Origin of the sequence: Sphingomonas sp. Mn802worker, from assembly GCF_000382485.1 — a bacterium.
In the GTDB taxonomy this organism is placed as follows: domain Bacteria; phylum Pseudomonadota; class Alphaproteobacteria; order Sphingomonadales; family Sphingomonadaceae; genus Sphingomonas.
In genome coordinates, this window is record NZ_AORY01000004.1 from 380,186 (window position 1) to 396,766 (window position 16,581).

General features: G+C 66.5%; 17 protein-coding genes. 8 read left to right on the forward strand and 9 right to left on the reverse strand.

Going from position 1 to position 16,581, the window contains the following annotated elements:
- The first annotated feature begins 22 nt into the window (after window positions 1-22).
- From SMN802W_RS16485 to SMN802W_RS0105390, 3 genes are read left to right on the forward strand one after another with little or no spacing between them, the layout of a single operon-like run.
- Window positions 23-1,555 (forward strand): circularly permuted type 2 ATP-grasp protein, encoded by a 1,533-nt coding sequence (locus SMN802W_RS16485; RefSeq protein WP_019515873.1) that lies wholly within the window; start codon window positions 23-25, stop codon window positions 1,553-1,555.
- A complete protein-coding gene (locus SMN802W_RS0105385; protein ID WP_019515874.1) occupies window positions 1,555-2,490 on the forward strand; it encodes an alpha-E domain-containing protein in 936 nt (311 codons plus the stop codon). Before SMN802W_RS16485 ends, SMN802W_RS0105385 begins: the two co-directional genes overlap by 1 nt.
- A 1-nt stretch (window position 2,491) precedes the next feature.
- Window positions 2,492-3,295: a transglutaminase family protein gene (locus tag SMN802W_RS0105390; protein WP_019515875.1), complete on the forward strand. Its 804-nt coding sequence runs from the start codon at window positions 2,492-2,494 to the stop codon at window positions 3,293-3,295.
- A gap of 3 nt (window positions 3,296-3,298) precedes the next feature.
- Here SMN802W_RS0105390 and SMN802W_RS0105395 read toward each other — a convergent pair whose 3' ends face one another.
- Together SMN802W_RS0105395 and SMN802W_RS0105400 are read right to left on the reverse strand one after the other, a co-directional pair.
- Entirely contained in the window at window positions 3,299-4,072 is a 774-nt protein-coding gene (locus tag SMN802W_RS0105395) for an arginyltransferase (RefSeq protein WP_026325781.1), read from the reverse strand.
- Window positions 4,073-4,192: 120 nt separating this feature from the next.
- A complete protein-coding gene (locus tag SMN802W_RS0105400; protein WP_019515877.1) occupies window positions 4,193-5,449 on the reverse strand; it encodes a threonine ammonia-lyase in 1,257 nt (418 codons plus the stop codon).
- On the opposite strand from SMN802W_RS0105400, the gene SMN802W_RS0105405 reads away from it, so the two are divergent.
- Entirely contained in the window at window positions 5,369-6,373 is a 1,005-nt protein-coding gene (locus SMN802W_RS0105405; protein ID WP_338010596.1) for an NAD(P)-dependent oxidoreductase, read from the forward strand. The genes SMN802W_RS0105400 and SMN802W_RS0105405 overlap by 81 nt on opposite strands.
- A gap of 22 nt (window positions 6,374-6,395) precedes the next feature.
- Here SMN802W_RS0105405 and SMN802W_RS0105410 read toward each other — a convergent pair whose 3' ends face one another.
- Complete coding sequence (locus SMN802W_RS0105410) at window positions 6,396-7,091, reverse strand: DUF4163 domain-containing protein (RefSeq protein ID WP_162139995.1); 696 nt, start codon at window positions 7,089-7,091, stop codon at window positions 6,396-6,398.
- 57 nt (window positions 7,092-7,148) lie between these two features.
- On the opposite strand from SMN802W_RS0105410, the gene SMN802W_RS0105415 reads away from it, so the two are divergent.
- Window positions 7,149-8,837, forward strand: a complete 1,689-nt coding sequence (locus SMN802W_RS0105415; RefSeq protein ID WP_019515880.1) for an amidohydrolase — start codon at window positions 7,149-7,151, stop codon at window positions 8,835-8,837.
- Between the two features lie 38 nt (window positions 8,838-8,875).
- Entirely contained in the window at window positions 8,876-10,006 is a 1,131-nt protein-coding gene (locus SMN802W_RS0105420) for a zinc-binding dehydrogenase (RefSeq protein WP_019515881.1), read from the forward strand.
- A 38-nt stretch (window positions 10,007-10,044) separates the two neighbouring features.
- On the opposite strand, the gene SMN802W_RS0105425 is transcribed toward SMN802W_RS0105420, so the two are convergent.
- The 3 genes from SMN802W_RS0105425 to SMN802W_RS0105435 are packed head-to-tail and all read right to left on the reverse strand — an operon-like array spanning window position 10,045 to window position 11,940.
- Window positions 10,045-10,224, reverse strand: a complete 180-nt coding sequence (locus SMN802W_RS0105425) for a hypothetical protein (protein ID WP_019515882.1) — start codon at window positions 10,222-10,224, stop codon at window positions 10,045-10,047.
- Window positions 10,225-10,260: 36 nt separating this feature from the next.
- Window positions 10,261-11,430, reverse strand: coding sequence for an MBL fold metallo-hydrolase (locus SMN802W_RS0105430; RefSeq protein WP_026325782.1), 1,170 nt, complete (start codon window positions 11,428-11,430; stop codon window positions 10,261-10,263).
- A gap of 57 nt (window positions 11,431-11,487) precedes the next feature.
- Window positions 11,488-11,940 (reverse strand): DUF2721 domain-containing protein, encoded by a 453-nt coding sequence (locus SMN802W_RS0105435; RefSeq protein ID WP_019515884.1) that lies wholly within the window; start codon window positions 11,938-11,940, stop codon window positions 11,488-11,490.
- A 384-nt stretch (window positions 11,941-12,324) separates the two neighbouring features.
- Here SMN802W_RS0105435 and SMN802W_RS16490 point away from each other — a divergent pair, with 384 nt between their 5' ends.
- Window positions 12,325-12,744 (forward strand): hypothetical protein, encoded by a 420-nt coding sequence (locus tag SMN802W_RS16490; RefSeq protein ID WP_019515885.1) that lies wholly within the window; start codon window positions 12,325-12,327, stop codon window positions 12,742-12,744.
- A 3-nt stretch (window positions 12,745-12,747) separates the two neighbouring features.
- On the forward strand, window positions 12,748-13,482 hold the full coding sequence (locus tag SMN802W_RS0105445) for a TorF family putative porin (RefSeq protein ID WP_026325783.1): 735 nt from the start codon (window positions 12,748-12,750) through the stop codon (window positions 13,480-13,482).
- A gap of 203 nt (window positions 13,483-13,685) precedes the next feature.
- Here the strand turns inward: SMN802W_RS0105445 and glnA are convergent, their stop codons facing one another.
- The 3 genes from glnA to map form a co-directional block, all read right to left on the reverse strand.
- Entirely contained in the window at window positions 13,686-15,098 is a 1,413-nt protein-coding gene (glnA, locus tag SMN802W_RS0105450; protein WP_019515887.1) for a type I glutamate--ammonia ligase, read from the reverse strand.
- 100 nt (window positions 15,099-15,198) lie between these two features.
- Window positions 15,199-15,537 carry a P-II family nitrogen regulator gene (locus SMN802W_RS0105455; protein ID WP_019515888.1) on the reverse strand — a complete coding sequence of 113 codons (339 nt, stop codon included), beginning with the start codon at window positions 15,535-15,537 and terminating at the stop codon, window positions 15,199-15,201.
- Between the two features lie 166 nt (window positions 15,538-15,703).
- Window positions 15,704-16,531 (reverse strand): type I methionyl aminopeptidase, encoded by an 828-nt coding sequence (map, locus tag SMN802W_RS0105460; protein WP_019515889.1) that lies wholly within the window; start codon window positions 16,529-16,531, stop codon window positions 15,704-15,706.
- Between the last annotated feature and the right edge of the window lie 50 nt (window positions 16,532-16,581).

Here is a 16,581-nt window from a genome sequence, read left to right on the forward strand (position 1 = left end):
GCTGCGGGAGCGTTACGACCTCATGGGGACACCGGCATTCGACGAGATCATGGGACCACCCGAGCACGAGGGAGCTCGCACCGAACTGGTCGACCTGTGCCATTGGCTCCAAGCCACTCCCGCCAATGAATTGCGCCGCCGCCAGGAAGCGGCCGAGACGACGTTCCGGCAACTGGGCATCACCTTCGCCGTCTATGGCGACAGCGACGCGTCCGAACGAATCATCCCATTCGACATTGTGCCGCGCATCTTTCTCGCGCGCGAATGGGCGCGGCTGTCGGAAGGACTGATCCAGCGCGTCGAGGCGATCAACGCGTTCCTGCACGACATCTACGGTGAGCGCCGCATCCTCAAGGAGGGCGTGCTGCCCGAGGACCTGATCCTCGGAAACGCGCAGTTCCGTCCCGAGATCGCGGGCATCCGCCCGCCGTATGACGTATGGGCGCACATTTGCGGCATCGATCTGGTCAGGACCGGGCCCGACGACTTCTTCGTGCTGGAGGATAACGCCCGCACGCCCTCGGGGGTCAGCTACATGCTAGAGAACCGCGAGGCGATGGTGCGGTTGTGCCCCGAATTGTTCTCACAGTTCCGCGTCGCGGCGGTCGACAGCTACCCCGATATGCTGCTGGAGACGATGCGGTCGGTGTCCCCGCGCGGCTGCGGCCAGAATCCGACCTGCGTCGTGCTGACGCCAGGCCACTATAATTCCGCCTATTACGAGCACAGTTTTCTCGCCGACTCGATGGGGATCGAGCTGGTCGAGGCGGCCGACCTCGTCGTCGATGACGATGTCGTCTACATGCGGACGATAGCCGGACGGGTGAAGGTCGACGTGATCTATCGCCGCGTCGACGACGATTTCCTCGATCCACTCGTCTTCCGCCCCGATTCGATGCTGGGCGTGCCCGGGCTGATCGCCGCCTATGCCGCCGGCAATGTCGCGATCATCAACGCACCGGGCAACGGTATTGCCGACGACAAGGCGATCTACAGCTACATGCCCGAGATCGTCCGCTTCTATTCGGGCGGCGAGGCGAAGCTGCCCAATGTCGAAACATGGCGCTGCCGCGAGCCGCAGGCGCTCAAATACGTGCTCGACCATCTGGACGAGTTGGTCGTGAAGCTGGTCGACGGCTCGGGCGGCTACGGCATGCTGGTCGGGCCGACCGCCTCGCGCGACGAAATCGAGCGGTTCCGCGCCGCGCTCGTCGCCGAGCCGCACCGCTATATCGCGCAGCCGACGCTGGCGCTGTCCACCGTCCCGACGCTCGCCGACGCCGGCCTCGCGCCACGCCACGTCGACTTCCGCCCGTTCGTGCTGACGGGATCGAAGGGGGTGAAGGTCGTGCCCGGCGGCCTCACCCGCGTGGCGCTCAAGGAAGGCTCGCTGGTCGTCAATTCGAGCCAGGGCGGCGGCACCAAGGACTCGTTCGTATTGATGGACGATGCCAAGGCGATGACGCAAACGATGGGCGGCATGACGCAGTCGATCGGACCGGACGGGATGGTCCAGACGCTTGGCGGCGCCGACCTGACGCGGGAGGTGCGCTGATGCTCAGCCGGACCGCCGCGTCGCTCTACTGGCTCGGGCGCTATCTGGAGCGTGCCGATTTCATCGCGCGACTGGTCGAGGCCACGGTGCGCCTCGACGTGCTGTCGTCGCGGCCCGCGGGGGAGGCGGCGTGGCGCTCCGCGCTCGCGGTGACCGATACCGAGGCGGCGTTCGAGGCGAGCGGCGCGCCGCTGACGCGCGAGGCGGTGGTCGGCTTCCTCATCACCGACGCGACGCATCCGGGATCGATCCTCCGCTGTCTCGCCGCCGCGCGCGACAATGCGCGCGCGGTCCGCACCGCACTCAGCCGCGAGGCGTGGAGCGCGATCAACAGCGCATGGCTGATCTTCGACCGCCGCATGTCGCCGCTCGACTCGGTCGCGACATTGGGACTGGTCGACAAGGTCAAGGCGGAGACACGCGGGTTCGAGGGCGCGGTGCACCGCATGCTGCGCAACCAGACGACGTTGTTCATCCGCCTGGGTCAGGTAATCGAGCGCGCCGACGACACCGCGCGGCTGCTCGACGTCAAATACCATCTGCTGCTGCCCGCCGGCGAGCCGGTCGGCGGTACGGTCGACCGCGACCAGTGGACCACGATCCTGCAGACCGTGTCCGCCGTCACCGCCTACCGCTGGCTCTACAATGACGGGTTGCAGCCCGCGAACGTCATCGACCTGCTGCTCAGCCGCACCGAGCTGCCGCGCAGCCTGGCGGGATCGATCGACGAAACGGTGTCGATCCTGAACGCGCTCGCCAAGTCGCTCGGCGGGCAGGGCGAGGCCGACCGCATGGCGCGCGGGCGGCACCAGCGTACGCTTCACACGCGCACCGGCGACGTCATCGCCTCGGGGCTACACCAGCATCTGGAGGCGCTCATTACCGAGAACGATCAGTTGCACGCGGCGATCGGCCGCCAGTTCAAGTTCAACTGAGATGCGGCTGTCGATCGATCATCGCACGACGTATCGCTTCAGCGAGCCGCAAGCGCGCGTGGTGCAGCTGCTGCGCATGACCCCGCGGAACACGCACGATCAGATCGTCGCCGACTGGCACATCGCGCTCGACTGCGACGCGCGGATCACCGAAGGGCAGGACGGCCTCGGTAACGCGACCACGATGCTCTACATCGACGGCCCGGTCGAGCGGATCGACTTGTCGGTGACGGGCGAGGTGGTGACGAGCCATTCGGACGGTGTTCTGCATGGTACGTTCGAGCCGCTACCTGCGCGGTTGTTCCTGCGCGACACGCCGATGACCCGAGCGGACGCCGCGATCACCGACTTCGCACGAGATGTGCTGGGCGACCAGACGGGGTCGGTGGCGGCGCTCCACCGCCTCAATCGTGCGGTCGGCGAGCGCTCTACGCCGGCGCGCGGAAGGCCCGAGGCGGGCCTGACCGCCGCAGACGCGTTTAAGCGCGAGGCGGCGACCGCGCGCGACCTGGCGCATGTCTTTATTGCCGCGGCCCGCGCGTGCGGCGTGCCCGCGCGCTACGTCTCGGGCTATTGCGACCGCCACGACGGCGACCGGCCTGCGCCGCACGGCTGGGCCGATGCGTGGATCGACGGGCTGGGCTGGGTCGGGTTCGATCCGATGTTGCGCCTGTCGCCGGAGGAGCATCACGTTCGCGTCGCGGTCGGCTTCGACTCAGTCGGCGCGTCGCCGGTCGCGGGCACGCGGATGGGCGAGGGGGACGAGCGGCTTAACGTTGCGGTATCCGTCAGCCGCGAGGATTGAGGCTTAGGCCGGCTGCTCGACTCGTGCCAGCGATGGCGAAACCTCTTCTTCCAGCAGCGACCAGCCGCGCGGACCCAGCACCTCGATCGGCCGATAGCGCGTCTTGTACGCCATCCGCGCCGAACCCTTCACCCAATAACCGAGATAGACATAGTCGAGCCCGGCCTCGCGCGCGCGCTGGATGTGATCGAGGATGATCATGTTGCCCAAGCCCGGCCATGTCGTGTCGTCGGGATCGAAGAAGCTGTAGATCATCGACAGCCCGTCCGCCTGTTGATCAGTCAGGCACGCGCCGATCAACTGTCCCGGCGTGTCGCCGTCGGCGGGCGTGCGATATTCGACGATGACCGAGTTGACGGGCGACTGCTCGACCATGTCGGCATAGTCCATCTCGTCCATGCCGACCATGCCGCCGGTCGGGTGACGCGCGGCGAGGTAGCGGCGCAGCAGCTGATACTGCTCGTCGGTCGCCCAGGGACGGCAGGCGCTGATCTCGACCTGACCATGGCGGCGCATCAGCTTGCGCTGCGTCGCATTGGCGCGGAACTCGCGTGCCAGGACGCGTACCGACACGCACGCCGCGCATCCCGCGCACGACGGACGATAGGCGACCGACTGGCTGCGCCGGAAACCGATCCGCCCTAGCGCGTCATTAAGCTCGGCCGCGTGCGGGCCGGACAGTTCGGTAAACACCTTCCGCTCCTGCCGACCGGGCAGATACGGACACGGCTGCGGGCTCGTTACGAAGAAGCGTGGAAAGCGAAAGGGCGCAGTCACCGCCGACGATTCTCCATTGAAGCGTGGTCTTGATTGCTCGTGTCACGCATATGAATCGCGGGCGCTGCGGTGAAAAGCCAATTTACCACGAATATGGGTTAACGCGCGCCTGCTGGTGCGTCAGGCGAGCTCCACTGTGCTCACCTCATAGCCTGCGTCGCGCAGCGCGGCGACCAACGTGTCGAGGTGCGCGCGGTCGCGAGCTTCGCACTCGATGTCGGTGATCAGCCCCTTCGCCGGTAGCGTGGTGAACACGCGCTGGTGGTAGACCTCGATGATGTTGATGCGTTCCTGGTCGAAGATCCGCGCGACGTTGAACAGTGCGCCCGGCTGATCCTGCAACCGGATGCGCAGCCGTGCGAGCCGGCCCGACCGCGCTAGATCGCGCAGCAGCACGTTGGCGAGCAGCCGCGTGTCGATGTTGCCGCCGCACAGCACGACGCCAACGGTGCGTCCCTTGAACCGATCGGGATGCTGGAGCAGCGCGGCAAGGCCGGCGGCGCCCGCACCTTCGACCACCGTCTTCTCGATCTGGAGCAGCAGGCTCACCGCTTCCTCCAGACTCCGTTCGGACACCAGCACGATATCGTCGACCAGCTCGCGCACCATCATCGACGTGATGCCACCCGGCTCCTTGACCGCGATCCCTTCCGCCAGCGTATCGCCCGCGCACGGCATCGTCGTGCCGTTCACGCGATTGTACATCGACGGGTAGAGCTCGGCCTCGACGCCGACAACCTCGATGTCGCGATCGGCGCCGCGCGCGACCGTCGCCATGCCCGAGATCAGCCCGCCGCCGCCGATCGGCACTACCAGCGTGTCGATCTCGGGCACGTCCGCCAGCATCTCGACAGCGACCGTGCCGGTGCCGGCGATGATGCGCGGATCGTCGAACGGATGGACGAAGGTGTAGCCGTGCTCCGCCTCCAGCACGCGTGCGTGCGCGTAGGCGGCGTCGAACGTCTCGCCCTCCAGGATCACGGTCGCGCCGTGGCCCTTGGTCTGCGTCACTTTCACAATGGGCGTGTTGCGCGGCATCACGATCGTCGCCGGCACGCCCAACCGGTTGGCGTGATAGGCAAGCCCCTGCGCGTGGTTGCCCGCCGACGCCGCGATCACGCCCTTGGCGCGCGCTTCATCGGAGAGTTGCAGCAGCGTGTTCAGCGCGCCGCGCTCCTTGTAGGCGGCGGTGAACTGCAGGTTCTCGAACTTCAGGTACACGGTCGCGCCGGTCAGCTGGCTGAGCGTGCGGCTGATCAGCGTCGGCGTGCGCACCACCTGATCCTCGATCCGCCGGTGCGCGGCCGCGACATCGGCGCAGGTGACGGGAAGCGGGGTGCCCGAAGCCGGGGCGGGGGTAGCGAGCTGGGTGGCCATCGCAGCGCCGTAGCGGAATGCGCGGGCGAGAGAAACACCCGCGCACGCTGGCCCGAGCGCGCCGGGCAGGGTAGGGGAAGCGCCATGAAGATCGCATTCATCGGAACGGGCGTCATGGGCGCCCCCATGGCGCGCCACCTAGCCGACGCCGGCCACGCCGTGACCGTGTTCAACCGCTCGCGCGCCAAGGCGGAGGCGACCGAGCTCGCCGTAGCTGAGACGCCGGCGGCGGCGGCGAAAGACGCGGATGCGGTGGTTACTTGCGTCGGCAACGATGACGATCTCCATGTGGTGACGCTGGGGACCGATGGCGCATTCGCGGTGATGCGCGACGATGCGGTGTTCATCGATCACACCACCGTTTCCGCCGCGATTGCGCAACGGCTCGCCGGCGCACGCGCGCTCGTCGTCGACGCGCCGGTCTCGGGCGGGCAGGCGGGTGCGGAGGCGGGCAAGCTGTCGATCATGTGCGGCGGGACCGCCGAGGCGATGGCAAAGGCCGAACCGGTTATGCAGGCTTATGCCGCGCGGATCGTCCATGTCGGCGCGGCGGGTGCGGGGCAGCAGACCAAGATGGTCAACCAGATCTGCATCGCGGGGGTGTTACAAGGCGTGAGCGAGGGACTGCGATTCGCGCAGAAGAGCGACCTTGATCTGACCAAGGTGCTCGAAGCGATCTCGGGGGGCGCGGCGCAGAGCTGGCAGATGGTCAACCGCTGGCAATCGATGAGCGAGGAGCGCTTCGACTTCGGCTTCGCAATCGACTGGATGCGCAAGGATCTGGGGCTCGCGCTCGACGAGGCGAAGCGGATCGGCGCGACGTTGCCGGTCGCCGCGCTGGTGGATCAATTCTACGCCGAGGTGCAGGCCCTGGGCGGCGCACGGCAGGACACCAGCGCGCTGGTCAGGCGTTTGCCGAAGTAACAGCCTCCATGTCCGGCAACGCCTACCGCGCCGCAAACGCTGCACGATAGGCGGGCCTCACCGCCGAAAGGATCGCGGGCGTGACCGGTAGCGTCACCTCGTACGCACCTTCGGCATAGGAGCCGGCGACATAGGGGTCGGCGATCAGCCCGATGCGATCGATCCTCTGGCGGTTGCTCGAGCCGAGCAGCAGCGTCAGCTCTTTCAACGTCGGGCATTGGCTGAATGTGTCGCTGGTGTCCTTGTAGGGTGCGAGGCGGCGGGACCGCTCCGCTTTCAGCCGCGCGCAATAAGTTGGAGCGATCACGCGCTGCAACGCAGCCGTGGAGGTGAACACCTGCGTTGGATCGATCCCGACGCCCCGCGCCTTGTCCCACACCAGCGCGCCCGAAGACGGGTTGCCGTGCGCGCCGCCGGTGTACTCATAGGCATCCGACGACAGGCTGAGGAAGCGCGGCGTGCTTGTGACGACCTTCCATGTCTTCTGCGTTTCGTAGGCGCGGAACGGGAAGCTGCCGTTCTTCGACTCGCGGCGGGCGGCGGCAGCGTCGCGCGCTGTTTTCCCTTTCAGCGCCTTGTCCTCGGCATTCAGTCGCGCCCGCAGTTGCGGGATCGCCGCCGCTTCAGCCGGGTAGCTGTAGATGAAGCTGTAGTCGCCGGTCTTGACCGACTCTGCTTTCGCGACGCTCGTTGCCATGACCATCGCCGCTGCCGTCATCAGAACCCGCATTGCCTGCTCTCGCCAAACTTGCCTGCGCATCATACAGCGAGACGCATGTACGCCAACCGTCGTTCCCGCCTTCCGCTCCTCGCCTGCGCCGCGGCGTTGATCGCGTCCCCTGCCTTCGCCGACGGGCTGGTCGACAATGTGCAGGGCGTGACGCTTGATAAGCAGGGCCGGACGATCCGCTTCAAGGCGATGGTGATCGACAAGGCCGGCCGCGTCGTCCGGCTGGTCGCACCCGACGAGCAACCGCCCAAGCGGACCAGGAAGAACCCGGGACCGGTGTACGACTGGCGCGCCGACATGAAAGGGCGCGTGCTCGTCCCCGGCATGATCGACGCGCACGGCCACGTCATTGAACTCGGGCTACAGGCGCTGACGCTCGACTTGTCGGACACGACCTCGCTCGAGATGGCGAAGGCGAAGATCGCGGCATACGCAAAGGGCAACCCTGAGCGGCAGTGGATCATCGGCGCAGGGTGGAACCAGGAGAAATGGGGGCTGGGTCGCTTTCCGACCGCGGCCGACCTTGACGGCGTCGTGTCGGACCGCCCGGTCTACCTGACGCGCGCCGACGGCCACGCCGCTTGGGCGAACAGCGCCGCGATCCGCGCCGCGAAGATCACCGCTGCGACGGCTGCCCCTACCGGCGGTCGGATCGAGAAGGGTGCGGGTGGCGCTCCCGCGGGCGTGTTCGTCGACGCGGCGACGCAATTGTTCGATCGCGCAGTGCCGCCGGTATCGGCGAAGGACCGCACCGCCGCGTTCCTCAAGGCGCAGCAGATCCTGCTCGGCTACGGCGTCACCGCGGTCGCCGACATGGGAACGACGATCGACGACTGGATGACCTATCGCCGGATGGGTGACATCGGCGCGTTGCGCGTGCGGATCATGTCCTACGGCCACGGCATCGATACCACGGTGATGATCGGCGGCACGGGCCCGACGCCGTGGCTGTACGATGACCGGCTGCGGCTGGAAGGGGTCAAGATCTACGCCGACGGCGCGCTCGGGTCGCGCGGGGCGTGGTTGAAGGCGCCCTACGCCGATGCGCCGGGTAACCGCGGGCTCGGCTTCCTGACCGACGACCAGTTGCAGAACACGATGAGCCGTGCGGCGATGGACAATTACCAGGTCGCCGTCCACGCGATCGGTGATCGCGCCAACCAGCAGGTCTTGGATGCGATCGGCGAATTGTCGCAGACCTACAAGGGCGATCGGCGCTGGCGGATCGAGCACGCGCAGGTGGTCGACCCCGCCGACCTGCCGCGTTTCGGCAAGAACGGCATCATCGCCTCGATGCAGCCGACCCACGCGACCGGCGACCGCGTGATGGCGGAGGCACGGCTAGGCGAGGCACGGCTGGCGGGCGCCTATGCGTGGCGCACGATGCTGGCGAACGGTGCCGGGCTCGCGTTCGGGTCAGACTTCCCGGTCGAGCGGCCCGATCCCTGGGCGGGCTGGGCGGCCGCCTTCACGCGCACCGACGCGAGCGGTCAGCCCATCGGTGGCTGGCGCGCGCAGGAGGCGGTGACGCGCGAGCAGGCATGGTGGGCGTTCACCGGTGGTGCTGCCTACGCCGGCTTTGCGGAGGCCAAGTTCGGTAATCTCGCGCCCGGGCAGAAGGCCGACTTCGTGATCGTCGATCGCGATCCGACGACCGCCGCCCCGGCCGAACTGCGCGGTACGCAGGTGCTCCAGACATGGATCGGCGGCGAGAAGGCGTGGGAGCGCAAATAGCGCCTCCGCTCACGAAATAACACAAAAGGAGAAGACGGATGTCGGACACGTTCACGGGCCTCGAACTGCGCTCGACCGCCAAGGAAGACGGCACGCTGGTGCTCGACCTGGCCGAGACGACGCTTCCTCCGCCGGGCGAGGGCGAGATCGTCGTCCGCGTGGAGGCCGCGCCGATCAATCCGTCCGATCTCGGCCTGCTGCTCGGACCCGCGGACGTGTCGACGCTGCAGACGTCCGGCAGCAGCGATCGTCCGACCGTCACCTTCCAGATCGCACCGGCGCGGCAGGGCGGGGTGCGCGCGCGGCTCGGCCAGTCGCTGCCGGTCGGTAACGAGGGTGCGGGCACGGTCGTCGCGGCTGGTGCCGGTGCAGAACAATTGATGGGCCGTCGCGTCGGCATGATGGGCGGCGCCATGTACGCGCAGTTCCGCAAGCTCAAGGCGCGCGACGTGGTACCGCTGCCTGAGGGCGCAAGCGCCGCCGACGGCGCGTCGATGTTCGTCAACCCGTTGACCGCGCTGGGCTTCGTCGAGACCGCGCAAATGGAGGGTCACAAGGCCATCGTCCACACCGCCGCGGCATCGAACCTGGGGCAGATGCTGCAGAAGATCTGCCTCGCCGACGGCATGCCGCTGGTCAACATCGTTCGCTCGGACGAGCAGGCGAAGATCCTGAACGGCATCGGCGCCAAATACGTCCTGAACAGCAAGGACGAGGATTTCCGTCGCAAGCTGGTTGACGCGATCACGGAGACGCAGGCGACGGTCGCGTTCGACGCGATCGGGGGAGGGACGCTCGGCAGCGACATCGTGCAGGCGATGGAGCAGGCGGCGGCGCGGAACATGACCGAGTTCAGCCGCTACGGCTCGGACAGCTTCAAGCAGCTCTACATCTATGGCGCGCTCGACTTGTCGCCGACCACCCTTAACCGGCTCGCCTTCGGGTTCCAGTGGAGCGTGTCGGGCTGGCTGCTGACCCCGTTTATGAAGCGCGCCGGCGCCGAGGTGGTGGGGCGCATGCGTCGTCGCGTGGTTGATGAACTGACCGCGACCTTTGCCAGCAAATATACGCGCACGATCGGTTTGGCCGAGGCGCTCGATCCCGAAGTGATCCGTGCCTACGACCGCAAGGCGACCGGCGAGAAGTATCTCATCGATCCGACGCGCTGAGGATCTCGGTCGCCGTCAGCATCAGGCGGCGACCGCACCTAGTCGTCGGCGCCCAGCGCGCGCTTGCAGGCCTCGACCTCCTCATCGCTCGGCGGAGTTGGTAGCACCTCGCCGGGTGCGAGCGCGTCGTCGGGGATACCGGGGCCTAGGCTGGAGATGCTGTCGCCGAGCGGACGGCCGTTCGGGCCGTCGCTGATCTTGCGGTTGTCGTTGCTCATGCGCGTGTCAGCGCGTTGGCGGTGTGATCGTTCCGGTCAGCGAAGCGCACGCACCGCGGGCGTGTCGAGGCAGCGCAGCATCGCCTCGCGCGTCATTGCCGTCTTGGAAGACGGCGACGTGGCCGGGGCGATCTCCTGTGGCTGTCCGAGCGGAACACCGGCGAACCCGCTGCCGCCGAGACAGCGCATCGCGGCGTCCAGCATCCTGGGCGGTGTGTCATATCCCTCATACGACAGCCGGAACGTGCCCCAATGGATCGGGATGCCGCGCGACGCGCTCAGTCGCTGATAGACCAATGCTGCCTCCGCCGGGCCGATGTGGCTGCCGACCGACATCTGACCGGGCGCGAAGCGGAAAGCGCCAATCGGGATCAGCGCCAGGCGAACGGGTCCGAGTGACGCGGCCTCGCTCGGCCACTGTCCGTCGCCGAACCCGGTGTCGCCGGCAAAGAACAGGTTACCACCGCTCGGCAGGCGCACGACGAAGCTCGACCATAATGCGCGGTTGCGATCGGTGAACCAGCGACTGCCCCAGTGATGGTTGCGCGTCACCGTGACCTCTACACCCGGACGAACGGTGATCCGGCCACCCCAGTCAAGCGCGGTCGCCTGCGCGCCCGTCTGCGCGATGACGCTGTCGTTGCCCAGGCTGGTGACGATCCGCGGATGGTCGCGCTGCCACAGCCGCTTCAACACGGCCTGGTCGAGGTGATCGTAATGGTTGTGGCTGACGAGTACGAGGTCGATCGGCGGCAGATCGTCGAACGCGATCGCGGGCGGGGCAACGCGCTTCGGCCCCAAACCGAACGGCCCCGCGCGATCGGCGTAGATTGGATCGGTCAGGATGTTCAGCCCCTGCGTCTGCACCAACACGGTCGCATGACCAATCCAGGTCGCTACCATCCGCTCGCCCTCAACTCGCGCCGCAGGCTTGGTCGCGCGAACGGGAACGCTGGTCGGCCATTCGGGTCGCCCGTCGTCGCCGGTCAGTTGCCGCCAAAGGAAACCTCCACGTCCGCGGCCACCCGGCATACGCATCGTGTCGTCACCGTCAGGGTTGAAGAAGCGCGCGCCGTCGAAATGCCCGCTCTCCGGCCCCTCGTAATAGATACGGTCAAGGAAGCGCGGCACGATCGTTACCACCAGACACGCCGCCACGACGATCAGCAGCAGCGCGCCCGCGACGATCTTCAGCACTGTTGCCACGTGGCGCTCACCCGATGATTGATCTATTTGAACGCGTCTGCCGCCCAAGCGGACCCGTCATCGCAGCAATTCGTCGCGGATACGGATCGCACGCAGCGACACGCGCACCTCGATCATGAACGCGACCAAACTGGCGATCAGTAGCAGCATCGCGAGGATGAACCCGGCGGCGACATATTGTCCGATGTGAAATTTGAGCAAGGCAGCGACGAACAGCAATGCCACCACGACACAGGTCATCACCGCGCTCGACACGCCCATCAGCAGCGCGGCGTTGATGATGCTGATCCGTCTGTTGAGCAGCCGAAGCTCGGCGACGTGCCGATCGTGTTCATGCCCGGTCGAGCGCGGGTGAAGCACCTCCAGCGCACGGGCACGGTCGACGACGCGCGACAACCGGCCCGCCAGCACGTTGAGCAAAGCGCCGATGCCCGCGAGCATGAACACCGGACTGAGCGACACCTGGATCGTCTCGGCGATGGTTGAGACGGCGGGGGAGTAAAGCGGCATCGTGTCAGGCCGGGGCGACGTCGCGAGTGCTCATGAGGCCACGATCCGCGCAACGTTTATCCACTCGCAACTGCGCACGAGGCATGCTGGTGCTTGAAAAGGTTGGTGTGGTCGCGTGCATCGCCGCGCAACATCGACGAAGCGCCCTCCGTTCGCAAGCGCGACGAACTGATCCCGATGGTCCACTCGCGTGATGGCACGGCCGCCAGACGATCCCGGCAGGCGGTATGCGGTTGCTTCTGCCGCAACCACTCTCGGCAGCCGTGGTCGGCTTTGCGACCGTGAAGATACGTTTGATATCCCGCCAGCCTGCTTCATTAAAGCGGCGCGGGTGAAGGAGCATCGCCCTGCCGATGTCTGATGACACCTGTCCGGGAGAGGGTCATGTTCGTGCTTGTCGCCATCACGTTGCTTGCCGGTGTGGCTGGACCCCCGCACGTGTACCATGAACGCTTCGATCACGCCGGCGCCGCAGTTGACGTTACGTATCGCGGCACCGTGATTTCGCACATGCAACAGGTTGGCGCAGCGTCGGCGCCCGGTCGCCCCGCCACGCTGCACTGTCGCTGGACGGCGCGCGTGATGGTCGAACGGCAGGCAGAGCATGCGGGACAACGATCAACGCGACAGATCGAGGCTCCGGCACTGGCAAATGGAATGCGTCCGGGGTGGTGCGCGGGACAGGCGACGGCTATCCGGGCGCAGGTGGCGGCAGCGCGTGAGCGGATGCGTGTGCACTTGGTCAAGGTTGCCGCGCACGGCCGCTCGATCCTGATCGCCGAACTGCAACAAAGACAAGGATAGTTGATGCGTACCATCGCTCTCGCCGCAGTGACGCTGCTCGGCGCCAGTCAGGCCGCACAGGCCCAGCTAACGCCGCACGCCAGCGTCGAGGCGACGACTGATGAGCGCCGTCGCGGAATCAGCTGGAGCGACGGCGAGGGTGCGCTTGCGGCCTCGGCCCGCCTCGATCTCTCAAGCGGGTTCGACATCGGTGTGCGTGCGCTGACCACGCGCGGCGACCCGCGTCACGGCGGCGCCGACGCGGTGTTCGAGCCGACGCTCGGCTACAGCCAGTTGCTCGGCGGCTTCCGGCTTGATGCGTTTGCGACCGGGCATGTATTCACCAACGGCAACGGTCCGCTCAACTATTACGAGGGCGGCGCGAGTGCCAATTACACGCTTGGACCCGCGCAGGCGGGCGTCGAGGCGCGTTATGCGCCGTCGCAGGACGCGATCGGCGGCAGCGACCTGTATCTGGCGGTGCGCGGGCGCGTCGGTTTGCCGCTGACGCCGTTCAGCTTCACCGCCAGTGCGGGGCGGTCGAGCGGAGCGGTCGATGATGCCGTCCGCGCGGCACGGTTGCGTCCGGACGGCACCTACTATGATTGGTCGTTCGGCGTGCAACACGCGACTGGGCCGCTGGTGCTGACGGTCGAATATACCGGCACGGACATCGACGATCGGCGATCGCTGTCACCGTTTGCGGCGCGGAACAACGCGGGTGACCGGATCGCGGCGCGCGCGGCGCTGAGTTTCTGAGCTTCGTCGGTTTACTCACGTCGTCCCGGACCTGATCCGGGGTGACGCTTCTTATGTTCGCGTACGAGAAAAGGCGCCCGGATCGCTCCGAGCGCCTTTTCTTGATGGTCGCAGCGCCGCGGCGAAGCCGCGTCGTCGGTCCTCGCCGAGCGAGGCCGGCCGGCCTTCGCGGTCTCGCGGGCAGCGCTGCTGCCGCGTGCCACTCAGGCGCTGTAATACATATCGAACTCGACCGGGCTCGGCGTCATCTCCCAGCGCGCGACTTCCGACCATTTCAGTTCGACATAGGCCTCGATCTGATCCTTGGTGAACACGTCGCCCTTCAGCAGGAAGTCGTGGTCAGCCATCAGGCTGTCGAGTGCCTCGCGAAGCGACGCGCAGACGGTCGGCACTTCTGCCAGTTCGGCCGGCGGCAGGTCGTACAGGTTCTTGTCCATCGCCTCGCCCGGATGGATCTTGTTCTGGATACCGTCCAGGCCCGCCATCAGCAGCGCGGCGTAAGCGAGATAGGGGTTCGCCATCGCGTCAGGGAAACGCACCTCGACGCGCTTCGACTTCGGCCCCGTTCCGTACGGGATGCGGCACGACGCCGAACGGTTGCGCGCCGAATAAGCGAGCAGCACCGGCGCCTCGTAGCCCGGCACCAAACGCTTGTAGCTGTTGGTCGTCGGGTTGGTGAAGGCGTTGATCGCCTTCGCGTGCTTGATGACGCCGCCGATGAAATACAGGCAGGTGTCGGACAGGCCCGCGTAGCCGTTGCCCGCGAACAGCGGCTCCTTCCCGTTCCAGATCGAGAAGTGCGTGTGCATCCCCGATCCGTTGTCCTCCTTGATCGGCTTCGGCATGAATGTCGCCGACTTGCCGTAAGCGTGCGCGACCTGGTGCACGACATACTTGTAGATTTGCATGCGGTCGGCGGTCTGCGTCAGCGTGCCGAAGGTCAGACCCAGCTCATGCTGCGCCGCGGCGACTTCGTGGTGATGCTTGTCGCACGGCAGGCCCATCTCAAGCATCGTCGTGACCATCTCGCCGCGGATGTCGACTGCCGAGTCGACTGGAGCGACCGGGAAGTAGCCGCCCTTGGCGCGCGGACGGTGCGCGAGGTTGCCGCCCTCGTACTCGCGACCGGTGTTGGTCGGCAGCTCGATGTCGTCGATCTTGAAATAGGACTGGTTGTATGACGTGTCGAAGCGGACGTCGTCGAACATGAAGAACTCGGCCTCGGGCCCGACATACACCGTGTCGCCGATCCCGGTCTGCGCGACATAGGCCTCGGCGCGCTTGGCGGTGGTGCGCGGGTCGCGGCTATAGCCCTCGCCGGTCGACGGCTCGACGATGTCGCAGAACACGATCAGCATCGGGGTCGCCGAAAACGGATCGGTGTAGACCGCGTCGAGGTCGGGCTTGAGGATCATGTCCGACTCGTTGATCGCCTTCCACCCCTCGATCGAGGAGCCGTCGAACATCAGGCCGTCGGTCCACTCGTCCTCTCCCATGACGCTCGCGACCATGGTCAGGTGCTGCCACTTGCCCTTGGGATCGGTGAAGCGCAGGTCGATCCACTCGATCTCCTCGTCCTTGATCTTGCTCAGAACGTCTGCGGCCGTGTTCGCCATGTCGCTTCTTCCTTGATCGTGCGCCGGACCAGTCGGCCGGCTGTGATGGAACCTAGAGGATATGTGTCGCCAGCTCGGTGACCCGCAGTTGGTCGATGAGTCAGATCGCGTCGTTGTCGCGCTCGCCGGTGCGGATGCGCAGCGCCGTCTCGACCGGCATGACGAAGATCTTGCCGTCGCCGATACGCCCGGTCTGCGCGGCGGCGGCGACCGCCTCCACCACGCGCTCGGCGAGGCTGTCCTCGACCACGACCTCAAGCTTCACCTTGGGCAGGAAATCAACGACGTATTCGGCGCCGCGATAGAGTTCGGTGTGACCCTTCTGCCGACCGAAGCCTTTGGCCTCGGTCACGGTGATTCCGCTCACGCCGATTTCGTGCAGCGCTTCCTTCACTTCATCGAGCTTGAACGGCTTGATGATCGCTTCGATCTTCTTCACGCAAGAACGTCCCAAACCCCGACCGACACCCCGGTGCGCCGTCTTGCAGCGAACGTGCCAGCCGCAGGGTCAGAGAGCAAGGGCAGAAAAGCGCGGATTTCCGCCGTTTCCATGCCGCGAAATTGAGCAAGGCTGCATGATGTGCCCAATAAACGGGCAAGCACCATCAGGCGTAAGGCGGCTTGTGCAGTGCCGCGGGTGAGGTAGTGAAGATTTCGCACCCGTCCTCAGTGATGCCGATCGAGTGCTCGAACTGCGCCGACAGCGAACGGTCGCGCGTCACCGCGGTCCAGCCATCGTCGAGCAGCTTCACATCGGGACGACCGACGTTGATCATCGGCTCGACGGTGAAGATCATGCCGGGGCGCAGTTCGGGTCCGGTGCCCGGCCGTCCGACATGGACCACCTCCGGCGCATCATGGAACAGTCGCCCGACGCCGTGGCCGCAGAAATCACGCACCACGCCGTAACGGTGCGCCTCGGCGTGGCGCTGCACCGCGTGCGCAATGTCGCCCATGTGGTTGCCGGGCTTAGCCTGCTCCAGCCCGAGCATCAGGCACTCGTACGTCACCTCGACCAGTCGCTTCGCCTTCAACGGTACATCACCGATCAGGTACATGCGGCTAGAATCACCGTGCCAGCCATCGACGATCGGCGTCACGTCGACGTTGACGATGTCGCCCGACTTCAGCGTCTTGTCGGACGGGATGCCGTGGCAGACAACGTGGTTGATCGAAATACAGGTCGAGTGCGTGTAGCCGCGATAGCCGAGCGTCGCGGGCACGCCGCCGCGCTCCGCGATGAAGTCGTAGATCAGCCGGTCGATCTCGGCCGTGGTCACGCCCGGCACCATGTGCGGCACGATCATATCGAGCGTCTCGGCGGCGAGCCGCCCGGCCTTGTGCATGCCGTCGAACGCGTCGCGTCCGTGCAGCTTGATCGCGCCATCGCGCCCAAGCGGCGCGTCGCTGGTGACGGTTACGTAGTTGGTCATGGGCTCGGATATAGCGCGAACGACCCGCGTTTGCGAGGCTGGGCGCTTGC

What these genes read in the sequence shown, in the direction of transcription:
- SMN802W_RS0105435 (WP_019515884.1), bottom strand. Translation starts at nt 11,940, where the DNA reads ATGCCGCTTTACTCCCCCGCCGTCTCAACCATCGCCGAGACGATCCAG.
- SMN802W_RS0105400 (WP_019515877.1), bottom strand. Translation starts at nt 5,449, where the DNA reads ATGGCCACCCAGCTCGCTACCCCCGCCCCGGCTTCGGGCACCCCGCTT.
- SMN802W_RS16485 (WP_019515873.1), top strand. Translation starts at nt 23, where the DNA reads ATGGGGACACCGGCATTCGACGAGATCATGGGACCACCCGAGCACGAG.
- glnA (WP_019515887.1), bottom strand. Translation starts at nt 15,098, where the DNA reads ATGGCGAACACGGCCGCAGACGTTCTGAGCAAGATCAAGGACGAGGAG.
- SMN802W_RS0105445 (WP_026325783.1), top strand. Translation starts at nt 12,748, where the DNA reads ATGCGTACCATCGCTCTCGCCGCAGTGACGCTGCTCGGCGCCAGTCAG.
- map (WP_019515889.1), bottom strand. Translation starts at nt 16,531, where the DNA reads ATGACCAACTACGTAACCGTCACCAGCGACGCGCCGCTTGGGCGCGAT.
- SMN802W_RS0105410 (WP_162139995.1), bottom strand. Translation starts at nt 7,091, where the DNA reads ATGACGGCAGCGGCGATGGTCATGGCAACGAGCGTCGCGAAAGCAGAG.
- SMN802W_RS16490 (WP_019515885.1), top strand. Translation starts at nt 12,325, where the DNA reads ATGTTCGTGCTTGTCGCCATCACGTTGCTTGCCGGTGTGGCTGGACCC.
- SMN802W_RS0105390 (WP_019515875.1), top strand. Translation starts at nt 2,492, where the DNA reads ATGCGGCTGTCGATCGATCATCGCACGACGTATCGCTTCAGCGAGCCG.
- SMN802W_RS0105420 (WP_019515881.1), top strand. Translation starts at nt 8,876, where the DNA reads ATGTCGGACACGTTCACGGGCCTCGAACTGCGCTCGACCGCCAAGGAA.
- SMN802W_RS0105425 (WP_019515882.1), bottom strand. Translation starts at nt 10,224, where the DNA reads ATGAGCAACGACAACCGCAAGATCAGCGACGGCCCGAACGGCCGTCCG.
- SMN802W_RS0105385 (WP_019515874.1), top strand. Translation starts at nt 1,555, where the DNA reads ATGCTCAGCCGGACCGCCGCGTCGCTCTACTGGCTCGGGCGCTATCTG.
- SMN802W_RS0105415 (WP_019515880.1), top strand. Translation starts at nt 7,149, where the DNA reads ATGTACGCCAACCGTCGTTCCCGCCTTCCGCTCCTCGCCTGCGCCGCG.